The sequence below is a fragment of the Nocardia sp. NBC_00881 genome, from assembly GCF_045207455.1.
Classification (GTDB): Bacteria; Actinomycetota; Actinomycetes; order Mycobacteriales; family Mycobacteriaceae; genus Nocardia.
The window spans coordinates 3,264,326-3,279,548 of record NZ_CP108798.1 but is presented as its reverse complement, the minus strand read 5'-3'; the positions used below and the strand labels follow the sequence as shown (position 1 = coordinate 3,279,548).

The following is a 15,223-nucleotide window of genomic DNA, read 5'->3' as shown; positions in this document are numbered from 1 at the left end:
GCCGTTACGGGCCGTGCGCTGTCCGATCCGGACGCGCGTCCTGTGCGTCTCGGCAATCCGGAGCCGCGACGAGCAGGTGACCACGTGTGACGTGGGTGTGATCCGACCACGGGCTGGTGTGGCAGGCTAGGCGGATGCGAGTAGCCGTTGTCGCGGGGCCCGATCCCGGGCATGCTTTTCCAGCTATCGCGTTGTGCTTGCGGTTTTTGGCGGCCGGGGACGAGCCGGTCTTGTTCACCGGCCCGCGCTGGTTCGATGCGGCGCTCGGAGCCGGGATCGGCGTGCGCAGACTCAAGGGTCTGGCGCCGCGACCGATGGACGATGACGCCGACGCCGGGCAGCGCATCCACGAGCGGGCCGCACACATCTCCACCGAGATCCTGCCCGACCTGAGCGCCATGCTGCCCGAGTTGGTGGTCTCCGATGTGCTGACCGCCGGCGGCGGGATGGCCGCCGAACAGCTGGGCGTGCCATGGGTGGAACTGTCACCGCATCCGCTGTATCTGCCGTCGAAGGCGTTGCCGCCCATCGGAAGCGGGCTTGCTCCGGGCGTGGGCCTGAGCGGGCGGGTGCGCGACGGTGTGCTGCGGACCATGACCTCGCGCGCGATCCGCCACGGGCGACTCCAGCGCGAGCGGGCACGCGAGAGCGTCGGTCTCCCCTCCCCCGACCCCGGTCCCGCCGCTCGCCTGATCGCCACTCTGCCCGCCCTCGAGGTGCCACGACCCGATTGGCCGGAATCCGCGCACGTTGTCGGTCCGCTCTTATGGGAGCCCACCGACGCGATCCTCGACCTTCCAGCCGGGGACGGGCCGCTGGTGATGGTCGCCCCCTCGACCGCCCACACCGGCGTCGCGGGCATGGTCGAGACTGTGCTGGCGGCCCTCGACGGAACCGGTGTCCGGGTGGCGATCTCGATGCTGGACACTCCGCCTGCCGACCTGCCTCCGTGGGCAAGCGCGGGTCTCGGCCGTCAGGACGAGCTGCTCACCCACGCCTCCGTGGTCGTCGGAGGCGGCGGCCATGGTTTGCTCGCCAAATCCCTTTCCGCGGGCGTCCCGGTCGTCACCGTTCCGGGCGGCGGCGACCAGTGGGAACTTGCCAATCGTGCTGCCCGCCAAGGAAGTTCGGTACTCGTCCGCCCGCTGTCGCCCGACGCCCTCCGCGCCGCGGTCCAGGAAATTCTCACCGACCCGCGTTACTCCGCCGCGGCCGCCGAAGCAGCCGCCACAGCGACCGCTCTCGAGGACCCCGTCGCCCTCTGCCGCCAGACCCTCCACCCCGTCCAAACCTGACGAGTGGCATATGGCCGCGGCAAAACGCCCGAGAAGCCCTCTCCGTGGTGTGCCCCTTGCCGGGAGTATCTTGGGCACGGTGCGGTTGACCGAGTTCCAGGAACTGTTGCACACCGAGTTCGGTGTGGCGCGAGGCGACGCCCTGCTGACCGATCACGTGGTCCTCGCGCTCGGGGGCCGCACCGGAGCCGCCGCCATCGAGGCGGGTGTGGATCCGCGGGACGTCTGGCGCGCCCTGTGCGCGGAGTTCGACGTGCCGAGGGCGCGCTGGTGAGCGCCACCGGGCAGGTCGATCAGGGCGGGCCGCTCTACCGGTTCGACGAGCGGCGTCGGATGATCCCGCTGGATCCGGAGCGCTTGGCCGCTCGGGTGGTGGACGCCCATCCCGTCGACTTCGCGAGTTTCCGGCAAACCGGTATCGAGCTGATGCTCCTCGGCCGCTACGACGAGGCGCTCGACCATCTCGATCGTGCGCTGGAATTGGTGGACACCGAGCAGCGTCGAATCACCGTGTGGATCAATCTGGGCGACGTCTACCGTTATCGGGGCGATGCTGTCACGGCCGAAAGGCTCTATCGCCGCGCCGTCGAGCACGCGCGTGCGTCCGCGTCGGAGGTGCTTTCCTTCGCCGTCCAGCACCTGGGTAAGGCGTTGGCCGAGCGGAACCAGCTGCGCGAAGCGCATACGCTGCTGGTGGAGGCGATGGAACTGCGCGCCGCCGAAGGCGACTCCGAGGAGATCGAATCCACCCGCGCGGCCCTGGACACCCTCGGTGAGCTGCCGATACCGTTGCCGCCCACGGTCGCCTCGCTACTCGGCGAGGCGCCCACCTGGTCGGACGATCACGAGGGAATGAGCGGTGGTGTCGTGCTCGTAGACGGTGCCTACTGGCTGAAGCGCGGTCCGAAGGCGGTCGCCGAGCACGAACGCCTGAACTGGTTGCGTGACCGCGGGATTCGCCTGCCAGAGGTGGTGGCATTCGAGGACGACGTGCTGGTGCTCGCCGACGCGGGTGCGCCGAGCCTGGCCGCGCGCGACAGCTCCGAAGAGCCGGCCGCGATCGGCACTGTCATGGGCTCGATCCTGCGACGGCTGCACGGCATTCCGATCGATGAGTGCCCGTTCGACGGCCGCTTGGACGTCGTCTTGGGGCAGGCGCGCCGCCAGGTGATCGAAGGTCTTGTCTATACCGACGATTTCGACGACGACAACAAGGGCTCCAGCCCGGCGGACCTGCTGGCGCGGCTGCTTGCCGAACGTCCGGACCACGAGGATCTGGTGGTGGCGCACGGTGACTTCACTCCGGCGAATGTGCTGGACGGCGAGATTCTGCTCGATGTCGCCGCGCTCGGCGTGGCCGATCGGTATCGGGATGTGGCGATCGCCGTGCGTGATCTGCGCGAGGACTTCGGCGAGGCGGCGGTGGCGGCCTTCTTCGCGGCTTATGGTGCGATCGAGCCGGACCCTCGCCGCCTCGCATACTATCGGCTGCTCGACGAATTGTTCTGAGCATCAGGTCTTTTTCGCGTAGTGCCGGGCGGCCTTGGTGCGATTGCCGCAGGTCGCCATCGAGTGCCAGCGCCGGGTGCCGTTCTTCGAGGTGTCGTAGAAGAACAGCACGCACTCCGGATGCGCGCACTGGCGGATCCGGTCGGGCGCCTCGCGCAGCAGGTGCAGCAGGTTGTCGGCGGCCAGCCAGCCGGGTATCCAGCTCTTTTCGGGAACATCGACCACATCGGCGGGTCCGGACTCGGTGAGCGTGCGCCGGATCCGCCCGTGTTCGAGCACTTCGTCTAGGCCATGGTGGGCGGCGTGCACGACCACGTCGTACACGGCCGTACGGGCGGCGAGCACGGCTTTCAGCGTCGCCTCGTCGGCGTGCGCGCGGTCGGCGAGGCCAGCCGATTCCAACCAGATGCGCAACCCGGCCACGTCGGTGAGCAGATCCTGCGGTCCGTGCTCGATCCATCTCGTGTTCAGCAGGTCGAGCGCCAGCGGTTCACCGAGGTGGGGGCGTGGATCGGGCATGACTGAGGGTATCGAGTCCGCGCCGATGTCCAGGTAGACCACCTCCTTTGTAACCGTTTAAATATCTATTAACGGTTGACCGTGCTGGTCGGCGTCGGCTATGTTCTAACCGGTCAAACAGATAATAACGGTTGAACATTCCGAGGAGGAACACATGACCACGGTCGCCGCACCCCAGCTCGCCACCGGGCACATCGGCCTGAACGTCTCCGACCTGAACCGCTCGGTGGACTTCTATCGCCGTGCACTGGGCTTCGAGCAACTCGCCGCGAGCACCGACGGTGACCGCCGCTGGGCATTCCTCGGTGCAGGCGGCAAACTCGTGGTCACGTTGTGGGAACAGAGTGACGGCGCCTTCTCTACTGAAAAGCCTGGGCTGCACCATCTTTCGTTCCAGGTAGACAGCATCGACCAGGTGCGCGCGGTCGAGCGGGTGCTGCGCGAACTGTCGGTCACCTTCGCCTACGACGGTGTGGTGGCGCACGGCGAGGGCGTCGCCTCGGGCGGCATCTTCTTCACTGACCCCGACGGCATCCGGCTCGAGGTCTACACGCCCAGCGGCGCCGAAACTGCCCCTGCGCCCAGCGGTGCCGCCCCGACCTGTGGGTTCTTCTGACCCCACCTCGTCAGGCCGCATAAGCGAAAGGAGAATCGCGATGGTCCCGTTTCATCCCGGCGAGATCGCTGTTCAGCGCCGGATGGGCCAAGCGCACATCGCCGACCGGGTCGGTCGCATGATCCGTCCCGACATCCCCGCGGTCGCCGCCGACTTCCTTGCCGAACAGCCGATGGTGGTGATCGCGGCCGCCGACGCTGCGGGCAGGCTGTGGGCGAGTGAACTGGTCGGGCCGCCGGGCTTCGTGCGTGCGGTCGACGCCGCGACGATCGCCATCGGCGCACGGCCCGCCGCGGGCGACCCACTGCGCGAGGTCTTGGCGCATTCCGCCCGCATCGGCATGATCGCCCTGCAACCCCAGCGGCGCAGGCGGATGCGGGTCAACGGCAGGTCGACGCCGGAGGGCGAGGGCTTGCGCATCGTCACCGACCAGGTGTACTCGAACTGCCCGAAGTACATCTCCCGCAGGGAGATCGAGAGCTATGCTCCGGATGCCGAGCTACCGGCGGTGCACCACGGCGTCGAGTTGGTCGCAAGCCAGCGAGCCGCGATCGCGGCGGCCGACACGTTCTTCGTGGCGTCCGCCGATGCGGACGGGAACGCCGACGCTTCACATCGCGGTGGGAATCCGAGCTTCCTGCATGTGCTTTCGCCCACTCGGCTGCGCTGGCCGGACTACCGCGGCAACTCGATGTTCATGACCCTCGGCAATCTCGAGGTGAACCCCCGTTGCGGAATCCTGATCCCGGACTGGACCACCGGCGCCTCACTCCAGATCACCGGATCCGCCGAATTGACCTGGGCACCAGAGACATTCGCCGCAGGTGCGCAGTGCTCCATCGACTTCACCGTCGACGAGGTGATCGAACGCCGCGCGGGAGCGCTGCGCTGGGGGCCTGCCGAACTCTCGCCCACCAATCCATCACTATAAGAAAGGAGTCGCCCGATGCGACCTCCGCTGCCCCCGTTCGACGCGGAATCCGCCAAGGCCAAGGTGCGGGCGGCTGAAAATGCCTGGAATACCTGCGATCCCGAGCGGGTCGCCGCTGCCTACACCGAGGACTCGGTGTGGCGCAACCGCGACGAGTTCTTCACCGGCCGTGACGCCATCGTCGAGTTTTTGACCAGGAAGTGGGCGACCGAGAACGGTTACGCGCTGCGCAAGGACCTGTGGGCCTTCGAGGGAAACCGCATCGCCGTGCGATTTCAGTACGAATGGCACGACGCGTCCGGCCGGTGGTGGCGCAGTTACGGCAACGAGCAGTGGGAGTTCGCACCGGACGGGCTGATGTCCCGTCGTGAGGCGAGCATCAACGACGTCCGGATCGAGGAATCCGACCGACGCATCCTCGGACCCCGGGATCCGGAAAGCGAATCGGTGCTGCCCCAGCAGTAAGAGCGACCGTTATCGAAGTATCCGGTTGCGGATGGACCATCCACGCGGAATGGCGTCCTCCTGGTCGGGAGGTCGGGAGGTCAGGGGTCGGGAGGTCGCCACCTCGCCACCTCGCGAAACGGTGGCGGCGGGACTTCGCCGTTCTCGGCAAACCCCATTCGCGCGTTGCCGGGCGCGTTGCTTGACTCGAACACGTGTTCGTCTAATCTTGACGGCAGAACTTGTCGGTGCCGCCCTCTACTGTAGGCGCCAACCACAGAACGAGACCTACCCGTCGAAAAGGGGATCAGGATCATGGCACCACAGGCGTACGACCGCGACAAGGCGCTCGAGCTCGCGCTGGCCCAGGTGGAGAAGAGCTTCGGCAAGGGCGCGGTCATGCGCCTCGGCGAGGAGGCCCGCCAGCCCATCTCGGTGATCCCCACCGGCTCCATCGCGCTGGACGTAGCGCTGGGCATCGGCGGCCTGCCGCGCGGCCGCGTCGTCGAGATCTACGGTCCGGAATCCTCGGGTAAGACCACTGTCGCGCTGCACGCAGTGGCCAACGCGCAGGCCGCGGGCGGTGTGGCGGCGTTCATCGACGCCGAGCACGCGCTCGATCCGGATTACGCGCGCAAGCTCGGCGTCGACACCGACGCGCTGCTGGTCTCCCAGCCCGACACCGGTGAGCAGGCTCTGGAGATCGCCGACATGCTGGTCCGCTCCGGCGCCATCGACATCATCGTCATCGACTCGGTGGCCGCGCTGGTGCCGCGCGCCGAGATCGAGGGCGAGATGGGCGACAGCCACGTCGGTTTGCAGGCGCGCCTGATGAGCCAGGCGCTGCGCAAGATGACCAGTGCGCTGAACAACTCCGGCACCACCGCGATCTTCATCAACCAGTTGCGCGAGAAGATCGGCGTGATGTTCGGCTCGCCGGAAACCACCACAGGCGGTAAGGCATTGAAGTTCTACGCGTCGGTGCGCCTGGATGTGCGCCGCATCGAGACGCTCAAGGACGGCAGCGATGCGGTCGGCAACCGCACCCGCGTGAAGGTCGTGAAGAACAAGGTCTCGCCGCCGTTCAAGCAGGCCGAGTTCGACATCCTCTACGGGCACGGCATCTCCAAGGAGGGGTCGCTCATCGATATGGGTGTCGAGCACGGCTTCATCCGCAAGTCCGGCTCCTGGTACACCTACGAGGGCGACCAGCTCGGCCAGGGCAAGGAGAACGCCCGCAAGTTCATGCTGGAGAACATCGACGTGCGCGACGAGATCGAGAAGAAGATCAAGGAGAAGCTCGGCATCGGCGCCGACGTGACCGCGGAGCAGGCTGCCGCTGAGGTGCCCGCCGATTTCTGAGCCGATGAGCGGCCGGCGTTCGCCCGGACCGCGCCGGGCCGCGCCCGAGGGGTCGCGGTCCGACGCGGTGCACGAGATGCGGCGCCGGTTGGACGAACTCCTGTCCGCCGCCGGCCGGTCAGCCGACTCCCGGACCGGTGGCCAGGAACCTGAACGAGTCCGGAGGGCCGAAGGTGGTTCGGCTGGGCCGGACACCATGGAAACCCGGTCGAACGCGTCCGATCCGCAGCGGGCGCGTTCGGCCGGGCCCAAGCGTGAGCGTCGAAACGCGATGTTGTGCGAGGACTCCCAGTCAGCTGGCCCTGAACGGTCCGACGGCCGAGGGGCCGATCCCGGGGCCGGATCCGGTGGCGGGACAGCCGAGCAGGCGAAGGACGTATGCCTTCGCCTACTCGGCGTCCGCGCCCGCAGCCGCGCCGAGCTCGTCCAGCACCTGACGGCCAAGGGGTACCCACCCGAGGTGAGTGATCGTGCGCTCGATCGCCTCACCGAAGTAGGCCTCATCGATGACGCTGCGTTCGCCGAACAATGGGTGCACTCCCGCCACACCTTCTCCGGCAAAGGCAAACAGGCGCTCGCACTGGAACTCCGCCGCAAGGGCGTTGCGCAGTCGGATGTCGCGCCCGCTCTGGCCGCCATCACCGACGACGACGAGGAATCCCGCGCCGCCGACCTGGTCCGCCGTAAACTACGCTCCCTGCCCCGAGATCTGGACCGCGACAAGACGATCCGCCGCCTCGTCGGCATGCTGGCCCGCCGCGGCTACGGCCAGTCGACGGCCTACCGTGTGGTCAAAGCCGAGCTGGCCGGTCACGGTGCCGAGGACGACCTGGTCGATCCCTTCGACTGAACCGCGCCGGCGGTGATTTACCGCGAAACCGAGCGCGCGACGGACACGTCGAACTGCTGGTTCTCGAGCCGATCGCGGTGTGTACTACCTCCCGGAGTAGGGGATGTCCCCGGCGATGTCATTGTCCGTCGGGAGGTGTGGACGACTACTGGGCCGCGATCGGTCAAGATCCGGACGGCGACGCCATGGGGTCGAACGCGTTCTCGGCGCTCGCCTCCCGGCCAGGTACTTCTCGAACGCTCGGTGATCTATGCTCACGACTTCTTTCCGATGTCGACGCCAGGTGCCGCGTCGGTGATGATGGAGTCCGCGGCCACCACGGCCGTGCCGCCCTTACCGCGTTTGCGTGCCCGCAGCCGCCGTTCCAGCTTGGTCGCCACCAGGGTCAACGCACTGTTGAGGGCGATCATGATGACCGCGATGATCATCAACGCCGGGATGGTGTTCTGTTCGGCCGCGCCGAGCTGCTGTCCCGAGCGCACGATCTCGACGTAGGTGATCTGATAACCGAGTGCCGAGTCCTTCAGTGCGACGACCATCTGTGAAATCAGCGCGGGCAGCATCGCGGTGATCGCCTGCGGCAGCAGGATCAACCGCATCAGCTGGCCCTTGCGCATGCCGAGCGCGACAGCCGCCTCAGTCTGCCCCTTCGGCAGTGACCGGATGCCCGCGCGTACGATCTCGGCGATGACCGAACCGTTGTAGATGGTCAGCGCGGTGACGACGGCGGCGAGCGCGAGATCGTCGGACTTGAAGATCTTGTAGTCGGAGAACACCGCGAACAGGAAGATCATCAGGATAAGCACCGGGATCGCGCGCGCCAGCTCGACGATCGCGCCCGCGATCCAGCGCACTACCCGATGCTCCGACAGCCGAAGTATGCCGAAGACCATGCCGAGAACCAGTGCGAACACGATCGACAGCAGCGCGGCGACGATGGTGCCCCGCACACCGGGCAGCAGGTAGGTCGACCAGACTTCAGCGTCCAGGAAGGGCTTCCACTTCTCGGTGGTGAACTGCCCTTTGTCGGCGAATCCGCGGTAGAGCACCCAGCCCGCCGCGAGCACCGCGACCACGACCAGGACCGAAAAGATGTTGTTGCGCAGTCGTGCCTTCGGGCCCGGGGCATCGAACAGCACCGAGGGGCCAGCGGTCATGCCTGCGCCTCGCTGACGCTCGGCTCCGGCATGATCGCACCTACGGCTGTGTTCATGGTTCGCTCACTCATCGGGCCACCTCGTATCGCTTGGCCAGCCAGCCGAAGAACAGGCCGGTCGGCAGGGTCAGGATCACGAAGCCGAGCGCGAAGATCGCGCCGATAGCCAGCACCGCGGCTTCGGTCTCGTTCATCTCCGCCATCAGGGTCGCGGCTTCGGCAACACCGATTGCCGAAGCGATGGTGGAATTCTTGGTCAGCGCGATCAGCACGCTGCCCAGCGGGGCGATGACCGAGCGAAACGCCTGCGGAAGCACGATGAGCCGCAGATTCTGCACGAAGCCCAAGCCGAGTGAGCGGCCCGCCTCGGACTGGCCCATCGGCACGGTGTTGATGCCCGAGCGCAGCGACTCGCAGACGAACGCGGCGGTATAGATGCCCAGGCCGATAACGGCGAAGCGGAAATTGTTCTGCGCCACTGAATCCGGCCCCTCCCCCGCAAGCCGCCAGCCCATCGTGGTGTAGAGGCCCAGCGACATGAACACGATGATCAGCGTGAGCGGGGTGTTGCGGAAAATGGTGACGTAGGCGGTACCGACCCACCGCGCGACCGGCACGGGGGAAACGCGCAGTCCGGCGACGATCGTGCCGAGGATCAGCGCGCCGATCGCCGACAGCACGGTCAGTTTTATGGTCACCCAGAAGGCTTCGAGGATTTTGGTGTCATACCTCGAGATCAGGTCGAACACGGTGGACGCGTCCCTCCGATCGGGTTTCGATGGTCAGGGGAAGTGCGGCGGGAGGCTCGGCCCGGGTGGGGCCGGGCGACCCGGGCTCAGGTGAAAGGCGGTAGGGAGTTCAGTACCGGTTCACCGTCGGCGGCTGTGGCGCCTGGTAGCCGGAGGCACCGACCGTCGTGTCGAACGCCTTCTGCCATGATCCGTCGGCGATCATCGCCTCGATCGCGTCGTTGACCTGGTTGCGGAGTTCCTTGTCGCCCTTCTTCAGGCCGATGCCGTAGTTCTCCGTAGTGAACGGCTTGCCGACTACCTTGAACGCGCCAGTGCTCTGCGCGGCGTAGCCGGCCAGAATGATGTCGTCGGTCGTCACCGCGTCCCACGAACCCGCACGTAGTCCTTCGAGGCACAGCGAGTAGGTGTCGTTGGCCTGCAGCTGGGTGTCGGGGAAGTTTTTCTGGATGTTCTGGGCGGGGGTGGAGCCCTTCACCGAGCAGACCTTCTTGCCCTTCAAACTGTCAGGGCCGGTGATGTCGGTGTTGTCAGCGCGCACCAGCAGCGACTGTCCCGCGACGTAGTATGGACCGGCGAAATCGACCTTTTCCTTGCGCTGGTCGTTGATCGAGTAGGTCGCGACGATGTAGTCGACCTGACCATTCTCGATCAGCGTCTCGCGCTGATTGGAGGGGGATTCCTTCCAGGTGATGTTTTCGGGCTGCACGCCGAGCTTGCCTGCCACGTACTCGGCGACCTCGACGTCGAAGCCGCTGTAGGAGCCATCCTTGTTCCGCAGTCCGAGGCCTGGCTGGTCGAACTTGATGCCGACGGTGAGCTTGCCGTCCTTGGCGTGGTCCAGGGCGGATTTGTCGTCGCCGCCGCCGCACGCGGTGGCGGTCGCGGCCGCGAGTGTCAGGGCGATCGCCCCGATACCGACTCGCAGGGCACGGTTGATCCTCATCGAGTTCCTTCTCCCTCTAGTGGGTCTAGCTATCCGGCAGTTCAGTGTTGTTATCGGCAGTTCGGTGTTGCTATCCGGCAGTTTCGGTGTTGCTCTCGGCAGTTCAGTGGCTCAATATCTTGCCGAGAAAGTCCCTGGCGCGGTCGGACTTCGGCGCGGTGAAAAAGGCGTCGGGCGTCGCGTCCTCGACCACCAGGCCGTCGGCCATGAACAGCACTCGATTCCCGGCACGGCGGGCGAAGCCCATCTCATGGGTGACCACCAGCATGGTCATCCCATCCTTGGCCAGCGACACCATCACCTCGAGCACCTCGTTGACCATCTCTGGATCCAGCGCGGAGGTCGGCTCGTCGAACAGCATCACCTTGGGATTCATCGCCAGCGCGCGGGCAATGGCGACGCGCTGCTGTTGCCCGCCGGACAGCTGGGCCGGGTACTTGTCCGCCTGATCGGCGATGCCGACCCGGTCGAGCAATTCCATGGCGCGGGTGCGCGCGTTGTCCTTCTTGACCTTGCGGACCTTGATCGGCGCGAGCATGACGTTCTCCACGATCGTCTTGTGCGCGAACAAGTTGAACGACTGGAACACCATGCCGACGTCCGCGCGCAATGCCGCCAGCGCGCGGCCCTCGGCGGGCAGCGGGACACCGTCGATGGCGATGTCACCGGAGTCGATCGGTTCCAGTCGGTTGATGGTGCGGCACAGCGTCGATTTTCCGGAACCGGAAGGGCCCAGAACGATGACGACCTGTCCTTTGGGAACCTCGAGATTGATGTCCCGGAGTACATGCAGGTCGCCGAAATGTTTGTCCACATTGCGCATCGAGATCATCGGCGGCGCGCTGGTGGCGGCGCTGACGTCCCCGGTCGAAGCGTTCCCGGTCGTGTCGGGCGCGGCGGCGTCGTCGGTCATGGTCAATGACCTTAAGCGGATTCTGGAAATTTGCCCGAGTTTCTGCGACACGCCGTCACGCCGCGCCGAGCCGACACGTGGCCGTAACTTACGGTTTCCCTACCCAGGCACCCCGGTTCCTGCGCCGATGCCCGCGAAACCCGCCGGACGTGGACCCGTACCCTGGACGGGTGGATTCGATCGGACAGGCAGTTTTGTCTCCGGCGCCCGTCGAGGGCACAGCACGCAGCTACGAGGTCCGTACCTTCGGTTGCCAGATGAACGTGCACGATTCCGAACGCTTGTCGGGGTTGCTGGAGGATGCGGGATACGTGAAGGCCGCGCCCGGCGCGACGGCCGATCTCGTCGTCTTCAACACCTGCGCGGTGCGCGAGAACGCCGACAACAAGCTCTACGGCACCCTGGGGCATCTGGCGCCGATCAAGGCGGACCGCCCTGGCATGCAGATCGCCGTCGGCGGCTGTCTGGCCCAGAAGGACCGTGAGGTCGTGGTGCGCAAGGCGCCCTGGGTGGATGTGGTGTTCGGCACGCACAACATCGGCTCGCTGCCAGTACTGCTGGAGCGAGCGCGGCACAACCAGGAAGCCCAAGTGGAGATCCTGGAGTCGCTCGATGCGTTCCCGTCCACGCTGCCTGCCAAGCGCGAATCCGCCTACGCGGGCTGGGTGTCGATCTCGGTCGGCTGCAACAACACCTGCACCTTCTGCATCGTGCCTTCGCTGCGTGGCAAAGAAGTCGACCGTCGCCCCGGCGACGTGCTCGCCGAGGTGCAGGCGCTGGTCGATCAGGGCGTGCTCGAGGTGACGTTGCTCGGGCAGAACGTGAACTCCTACGGCGCTTCGTTCGCCGACCCCAACGAGCACCGCGACCGTGGCGCGTTCGCCAAGCTGCTGCGTGCGTGCGGGGCCATCGACGGCCTGGAGCGGGTCCGCTTCACCTCGCCGCATCCGGCCGAGTTCACCGATGACGTGATCGAGGCGATGGCCGAAACCCCGAACATCTGCCCGCAACTGCACATGCCGCTGCAATCCGGCTCGGACCAGGTGCTCAAAGCCATGCGTCGGTCCTACCGCAAGGCCCGCTACCTCGGGATCATCGACAAGGTGCGTGCCGCGATGCCGCACGCGGCGATCACCACAGATATCATCGTCGGCTTCCCCGGCGAGACCGAGGAAGACTTCCGGGAGACCCTGGATGTGGTCCGGCAGGCGCGCTTCACCAGCGCGTACACCTTCCAGTACTCCAAGCGACCTGGGACACCTGCCGCCGATATGCCCGGCCAGCTGCCCAAGGCCGTCGTGCAGGAGCGCTACGACCGGCTGATCGTGCTGCAGGAGGAGATCTCCCTGACCGCGAATCAAGCGCTGGTCGGTACCGAGGTCGAGCTGCTTGTCGCGGCGGGGGCGGGCAAGAAGAACGCCGCGACCGCCAGGATGAGCGGGCGCGCCCGCGACGGCAGGCTGGTGCACTTCCGGCCCGGCGGCACCGCCGAGCCGATCCGCCCCGGCGATCTCGTCACCGTCGACATCACCGATGCCGCTCCGCACCACCTGATCGCCGACGCCGCGATCAAGACCCACCGCCGCACCCGCGCCGGCGATGCGCATGAGCGCGGCGTCACCCCGAAGACCGAGCCCATCGGCGTCGGTCTGGGTCTGCCCCGCGTCGGCGCGCCCGCCCCGGAACCGGCGGCCGCGGGCTGCTCGACCGGTTGCGACGGATGAGCACCGGGCCGGACAAGAACGGCGACGTGACCCGCGGCGCCGCGGGATCCGATTCCGCATCCGGCGGTGAGCGGAGCACGTCCGCGGGAACCCCAGGGCCGGGCGGGACAACCGACCCCGCGGATGGTCCAGCGAACGACGAACGAAACGAGGACTCGGTGAGCTCGGTGGCGAGCACAAGCGACTTCGAACAATTCCGCGAGGATCTCGATGCCGTCGAGCGGCGGATCGCCGGCGAGATCGATCCCGGCGTGCGCGCCATGGTGGTGGCGGGAGCGGTGTTCCTGTTGCTGCTGTCGCTGGTTCTGCCGCATGCGGGCGCGGCACGTGGATTCGACGTGCTGCTGGGTACCGACGCGGCGCGAATCGAGCACATCGGGCTGCCGTCCCGCGTCTTCGTGTGGTTCCTCGTCGTCTTCGGCATCGGCTTCTCGACGCTGGCGCTGATGACCCGCCGATGGGTGCTGGCCTGGATCGCGGTCGCGGGCAGCGCTATCGCGAGCGCGTTCGGCATCTTCTCGATCTGGCACCGCCAGACTCCCGGCCTGGGCAACTACCACGGCGCGGGCCCCGGCTTCGGGCTGATCCTCGGAGCCATTGTCGCGATCGTGCTCACCTTCCACTGGGTGCGCGTGGTGTGGAGCCGCACCGCGCTGCACCTGGCGGCCGAAGAGCAGCGCCGCCATGCCGCCGCGGCCGCGGAGGAGCGCGACCGCCGTCGCCGTTCCGGCGAATCCTGACACGACGCGATCAGACGACAGTGGCCCCTCCCGATCGGGAGGGGCCACTGTTGTTGCCGGCGGTCAGCGGTTGCTCACGGCGCCTTCGGCGGCCTCGGCCCATTCGCGCCACTGCTTGGCCTGCTCCAGCGCTTTCTCCGCGTCTCGGGTGTTGCCCGCTGCCTGCGCCTTGGCGGCCTGCTCCTCGAATTGCGCCACACGTTCACGGAACTGGGCCGCGCGGGCCATCGCCTCCGGGTCGCTGCGCCGCCACTGCGCGTCGACGGCGTCGCGGACGCGCTTCTCGATAGCGCGCAGCTTGCCTTCCAGCTCCTGCATGCGCTCGCGCGGCACCTTGCCGATGGCATCCCACCTGTCCTGCAGCTCGCGCAGCGCGGTGCGGGCGCCGTCCAGGCCGGAGGACGGGTCGATGTGGCCGTAGGCGCGCAGCAACTCTTCTTTGGCTGTCGCGTTCTGTTCGAACTCGGCGTCGCGTTCGGAGACGGCGGCGTTGCGGGCGGCGAAGAACACGTCCTGCGCGCTCTTGAAGCGCCGCCACAGCACTTCGTCGGCCTCGCGCGGGGCGCGGCCGGCGACCTTCCACTCGGCGAGCAGGTCACGGAAGACGCCCGCGGTGCCTACCCAGTCGGTGGAGCCGGACAGTTCCTCGGCCTGCGCGCACAGCTCCTCCTTGCGGGACTTCGCGGCCGCGCGTTCGCGATCCAGCTCGGCGAAGTGTGCGCCGCGGCGGCGGTTGAACGCCTCGCGCGCCTTGGAGTATCGCTTCCACAGCGCGTCGTCGACTTTGCGGTCCACGCCACGGATGGACTTCCACTCGTCGAGGATCTCGCGCAACCGATCGCCAGCGGCCTTCCACTGGGTGGACTCGGCGGCGATCTTCTCCGCCTCGGCCGCCAGCGCCTCCTTGCGTTCGGTGTGCTCGTGGCGGGCGCGCTCCTTCTCCTCCTTGGCGTGCGCGGCCGCCTCCTCGGAGTGCTCGGCGATGGCCCGCAAACGCTTGGCGAGCCCGTCGATATCGCCGATGACGGCGGCGGTCGGCAGCGATTCGGCCAGCGCGACGGCGGCGGCCTTGGTCTTGCGTGCGTCCGCGCCCGCGGCCAGTCGCGCCTCCAGCAGGGCGACCTCGGTGGCCAGGTCGTCGAACCGGCGGCCGAAGTGAGCCAGGCCCTCGGCGGCGTCGCCCGCCTGCCAGGAGCCGACCTGGCGTTCTCCTTCGGCGGTCTTCACCCACGCGGTGCCGTCTTCGTCGACCCGGCCCCACCTGCTGGGATCTGAGACGGTGGGCACGACGACGGGATGCGGATGCTGCTGGGCGGGGCCCGGGGCGGGTTTGACCGCGTGCGGCTTGGGGGGTTGAATCGAGCCGCCGGGTTTCGGGGCACCGGAAGTGCGCGGCATCTTGCCCGGGCCGGCTTTCGCGGTTCCGTTGCTGTCGGTCATTTTTCCTCGTCCCTGCCGCGCGTCACGGC

16 protein-coding genes are annotated in these 15,223 nt (G+C 67.4%); 10 read left to right on the top strand and 6 right to left on the bottom strand.

Annotated features, from left to right (window positions below):
- The first annotated feature begins 134 nt into the window (after positions 1-134).
- The 3 genes from OH799_RS13315 (at position 135) to OH799_RS13305 (ending at position 2,804) form a co-directional block, all read left to right on the top strand.
- The gene (locus OH799_RS13315; RefSeq protein WP_406280029.1) at positions 135-1,295 is read left to right on the top strand and encodes a glycosyltransferase; all 1,161 of its coding nucleotides are present in this window, start codon (positions 135-137) and stop codon (positions 1,293-1,295) included.
- Between the two features lie 79 nt (positions 1,296-1,374).
- The gene (locus OH799_RS13310; protein ID WP_357260714.1) at positions 1,375-1,569 is read left to right on the top strand and encodes a DUF3046 domain-containing protein; all 195 of its coding nucleotides are present in this window, start codon (positions 1,375-1,377) and stop codon (positions 1,567-1,569) included.
- The gene (locus OH799_RS13305) at positions 1,566-2,804 is read left to right on the top strand and encodes a phosphotransferase (protein ID WP_406280026.1); all 1,239 of its coding nucleotides are present in this window, start codon (positions 1,566-1,568) and stop codon (positions 2,802-2,804) included. The genes OH799_RS13310 and OH799_RS13305 overlap by 4 nt, the downstream gene beginning before the upstream one ends.
- Positions 2,805-2,807: 3 nt before the next feature.
- Here the strand turns inward: OH799_RS13305 and OH799_RS13300 are convergent, their stop codons facing one another.
- The gene (locus tag OH799_RS13300) at positions 2,808-3,323 is read right to left on the bottom strand and encodes a CGNR zinc finger domain-containing protein (RefSeq protein WP_406280023.1); all 516 of its coding nucleotides are present in this window, start codon (positions 3,321-3,323) and stop codon (positions 2,808-2,810) included.
- A gap of 154 nt (positions 3,324-3,477) precedes the next feature.
- Here OH799_RS13300 and OH799_RS13295 point away from each other — a divergent pair, with 154 nt between their 5' ends.
- The 5 genes from OH799_RS13295 to recX all read left to right on the top strand — a co-directional run bounded on the left by OH799_RS13295 (position 3,478) and on the right by recX (position 7,526).
- Entirely contained in the window at positions 3,478-3,939 is a 462-nt protein-coding gene (locus tag OH799_RS13295; protein ID WP_406280020.1) for a VOC family protein, read from the top strand.
- 40 nt (positions 3,940-3,979) lie between these two features.
- The gene (locus OH799_RS13290; RefSeq protein WP_406280017.1) at positions 3,980-4,870 is read left to right on the top strand and encodes a pyridoxamine 5'-phosphate oxidase family protein; all 891 of its coding nucleotides are present in this window, start codon (positions 3,980-3,982) and stop codon (positions 4,868-4,870) included.
- Between the two features lie 15 nt (positions 4,871-4,885).
- Positions 4,886-5,335 (top strand): nuclear transport factor 2 family protein, encoded by a 450-nt coding sequence (locus OH799_RS13285; RefSeq protein WP_406280014.1) that lies wholly within the window; start codon positions 4,886-4,888, stop codon positions 5,333-5,335.
- A 294-nt stretch (positions 5,336-5,629) separates the two neighbouring features.
- Entirely contained in the window at positions 5,630-6,676 is a 1,047-nt protein-coding gene (recA, locus tag OH799_RS13280; RefSeq protein ID WP_357260730.1) for a recombinase RecA, read from the top strand.
- Between the two features lie 271 nt (positions 6,677-6,947).
- Entirely contained in the window at positions 6,948-7,526 is a 579-nt protein-coding gene (gene recX / locus OH799_RS13275) for a recombination regulator RecX (RefSeq protein WP_406282061.1), read from the top strand.
- Positions 7,527-7,780: 254 nt separating this feature from the next.
- On the opposite strand, the gene OH799_RS13270 is transcribed toward recX, so the two are convergent.
- The 4 genes from OH799_RS13270 to OH799_RS13255 all read right to left on the bottom strand — a co-directional run bounded on the left by OH799_RS13270 (position 7,781) and on the right by OH799_RS13255 (position 11,209).
- Positions 7,781-8,683, bottom strand: a complete 903-nt coding sequence (locus OH799_RS13270; protein ID WP_406280010.1) for an amino acid ABC transporter permease — start codon at positions 8,681-8,683, stop codon at positions 7,781-7,783.
- 67 nt (positions 8,684-8,750) lie between these two features.
- On the bottom strand, positions 8,751-9,431 hold the full coding sequence (locus OH799_RS13265; protein ID WP_406280007.1) for an amino acid ABC transporter permease: 681 nt from the start codon (positions 9,429-9,431) through the stop codon (positions 8,751-8,753).
- 109 nt (positions 9,432-9,540) lie between these two features.
- Complete coding sequence (locus tag OH799_RS13260) at positions 9,541-10,377, bottom strand: glutamate ABC transporter substrate-binding protein (RefSeq protein WP_406280004.1); 837 nt, start codon at positions 10,375-10,377, stop codon at positions 9,541-9,543.
- Positions 10,378-10,480: 103 nt separating this feature from the next.
- A complete protein-coding gene (locus tag OH799_RS13255; RefSeq protein WP_406282058.1) occupies positions 10,481-11,209 on the bottom strand; it encodes an amino acid ABC transporter ATP-binding protein in 729 nt (242 codons plus the stop codon).
- Between the two features lie 251 nt (positions 11,210-11,460).
- Here OH799_RS13255 and miaB point away from each other — a divergent pair, with 251 nt between their 5' ends.
- Together miaB and OH799_RS13245 are read left to right on the top strand one after the other, a co-directional pair.
- A complete protein-coding gene (gene miaB / locus OH799_RS13250) occupies positions 11,461-13,014 on the top strand; it encodes a tRNA (N6-isopentenyl adenosine(37)-C2)-methylthiotransferase MiaB (protein ID WP_406280001.1) in 1,554 nt (517 codons plus the stop codon).
- Positions 13,011-13,754, top strand: a complete 744-nt coding sequence (locus OH799_RS13245) for a hypothetical protein (RefSeq protein WP_406279998.1) — start codon at positions 13,011-13,013, stop codon at positions 13,752-13,754. Before miaB ends, OH799_RS13245 begins: the two co-directional genes overlap by 4 nt.
- 63 nt (positions 13,755-13,817) lie before the next feature.
- Here OH799_RS13245 and OH799_RS13240 read toward each other — a convergent pair whose 3' ends face one another.
- Positions 13,818-15,194 carry a DUF349 domain-containing protein gene (locus OH799_RS13240; protein WP_406279995.1) on the bottom strand — a complete coding sequence of 459 codons (1,377 nt, stop codon included), beginning with the start codon at positions 15,192-15,194 and terminating at the stop codon, positions 13,818-13,820.
- Positions 15,195-15,223: the final 29 nt, after the last annotated feature.

Coding starts and splice junctions, on each gene's coding strand:
- OH799_RS13315 (WP_406280029.1), top strand. CDS start 135: ATGCGAGTAGCCGTTGTCGCGGGGCCCGATCCCGGGCATGCTTTTCCA.
- OH799_RS13300 (WP_406280023.1), bottom strand. CDS start 3,323: ATGCCCGATCCACGCCCCCACCTCGGTGAACCGCTGGCGCTCGACCTG.
- OH799_RS13295 (WP_406280020.1), top strand. CDS start 3,478: ATGACCACGGTCGCCGCACCCCAGCTCGCCACCGGGCACATCGGCCTG.
- OH799_RS13290 (WP_406280017.1), top strand. CDS start 3,980: ATGGTCCCGTTTCATCCCGGCGAGATCGCTGTTCAGCGCCGGATGGGC.
- OH799_RS13285 (WP_406280014.1), top strand. CDS start 4,886: ATGCGACCTCCGCTGCCCCCGTTCGACGCGGAATCCGCCAAGGCCAAG.
- recA (WP_357260730.1), top strand. CDS start 5,630: ATGGCACCACAGGCGTACGACCGCGACAAGGCGCTCGAGCTCGCGCTG.
- recX (WP_406282061.1), top strand. CDS start 6,948: ATGTTGTGCGAGGACTCCCAGTCAGCTGGCCCTGAACGGTCCGACGGC.
- OH799_RS13270 (WP_406280010.1), bottom strand. CDS start 8,683: ATGACCGCTGGCCCCTCGGTGCTGTTCGATGCCCCGGGCCCGAAGGCA.
- OH799_RS13260 (WP_406280004.1), bottom strand. CDS start 10,377: ATGAGGATCAACCGTGCCCTGCGAGTCGGTATCGGGGCGATCGCCCTG.
- OH799_RS13255 (WP_406282058.1), bottom strand. CDS start 11,209: ATGATCTCGATGCGCAATGTGGACAAACATTTCGGCGACCTGCATGTA.
- OH799_RS13245 (WP_406279998.1), top strand. CDS start 13,011: ATGAGCACCGGGCCGGACAAGAACGGCGACGTGACCCGCGGCGCCGCG.
- OH799_RS13240 (WP_406279995.1), bottom strand. CDS start 15,194: ATGACCGACAGCAACGGAACCGCGAAAGCCGGCCCGGGCAAGATGCCG.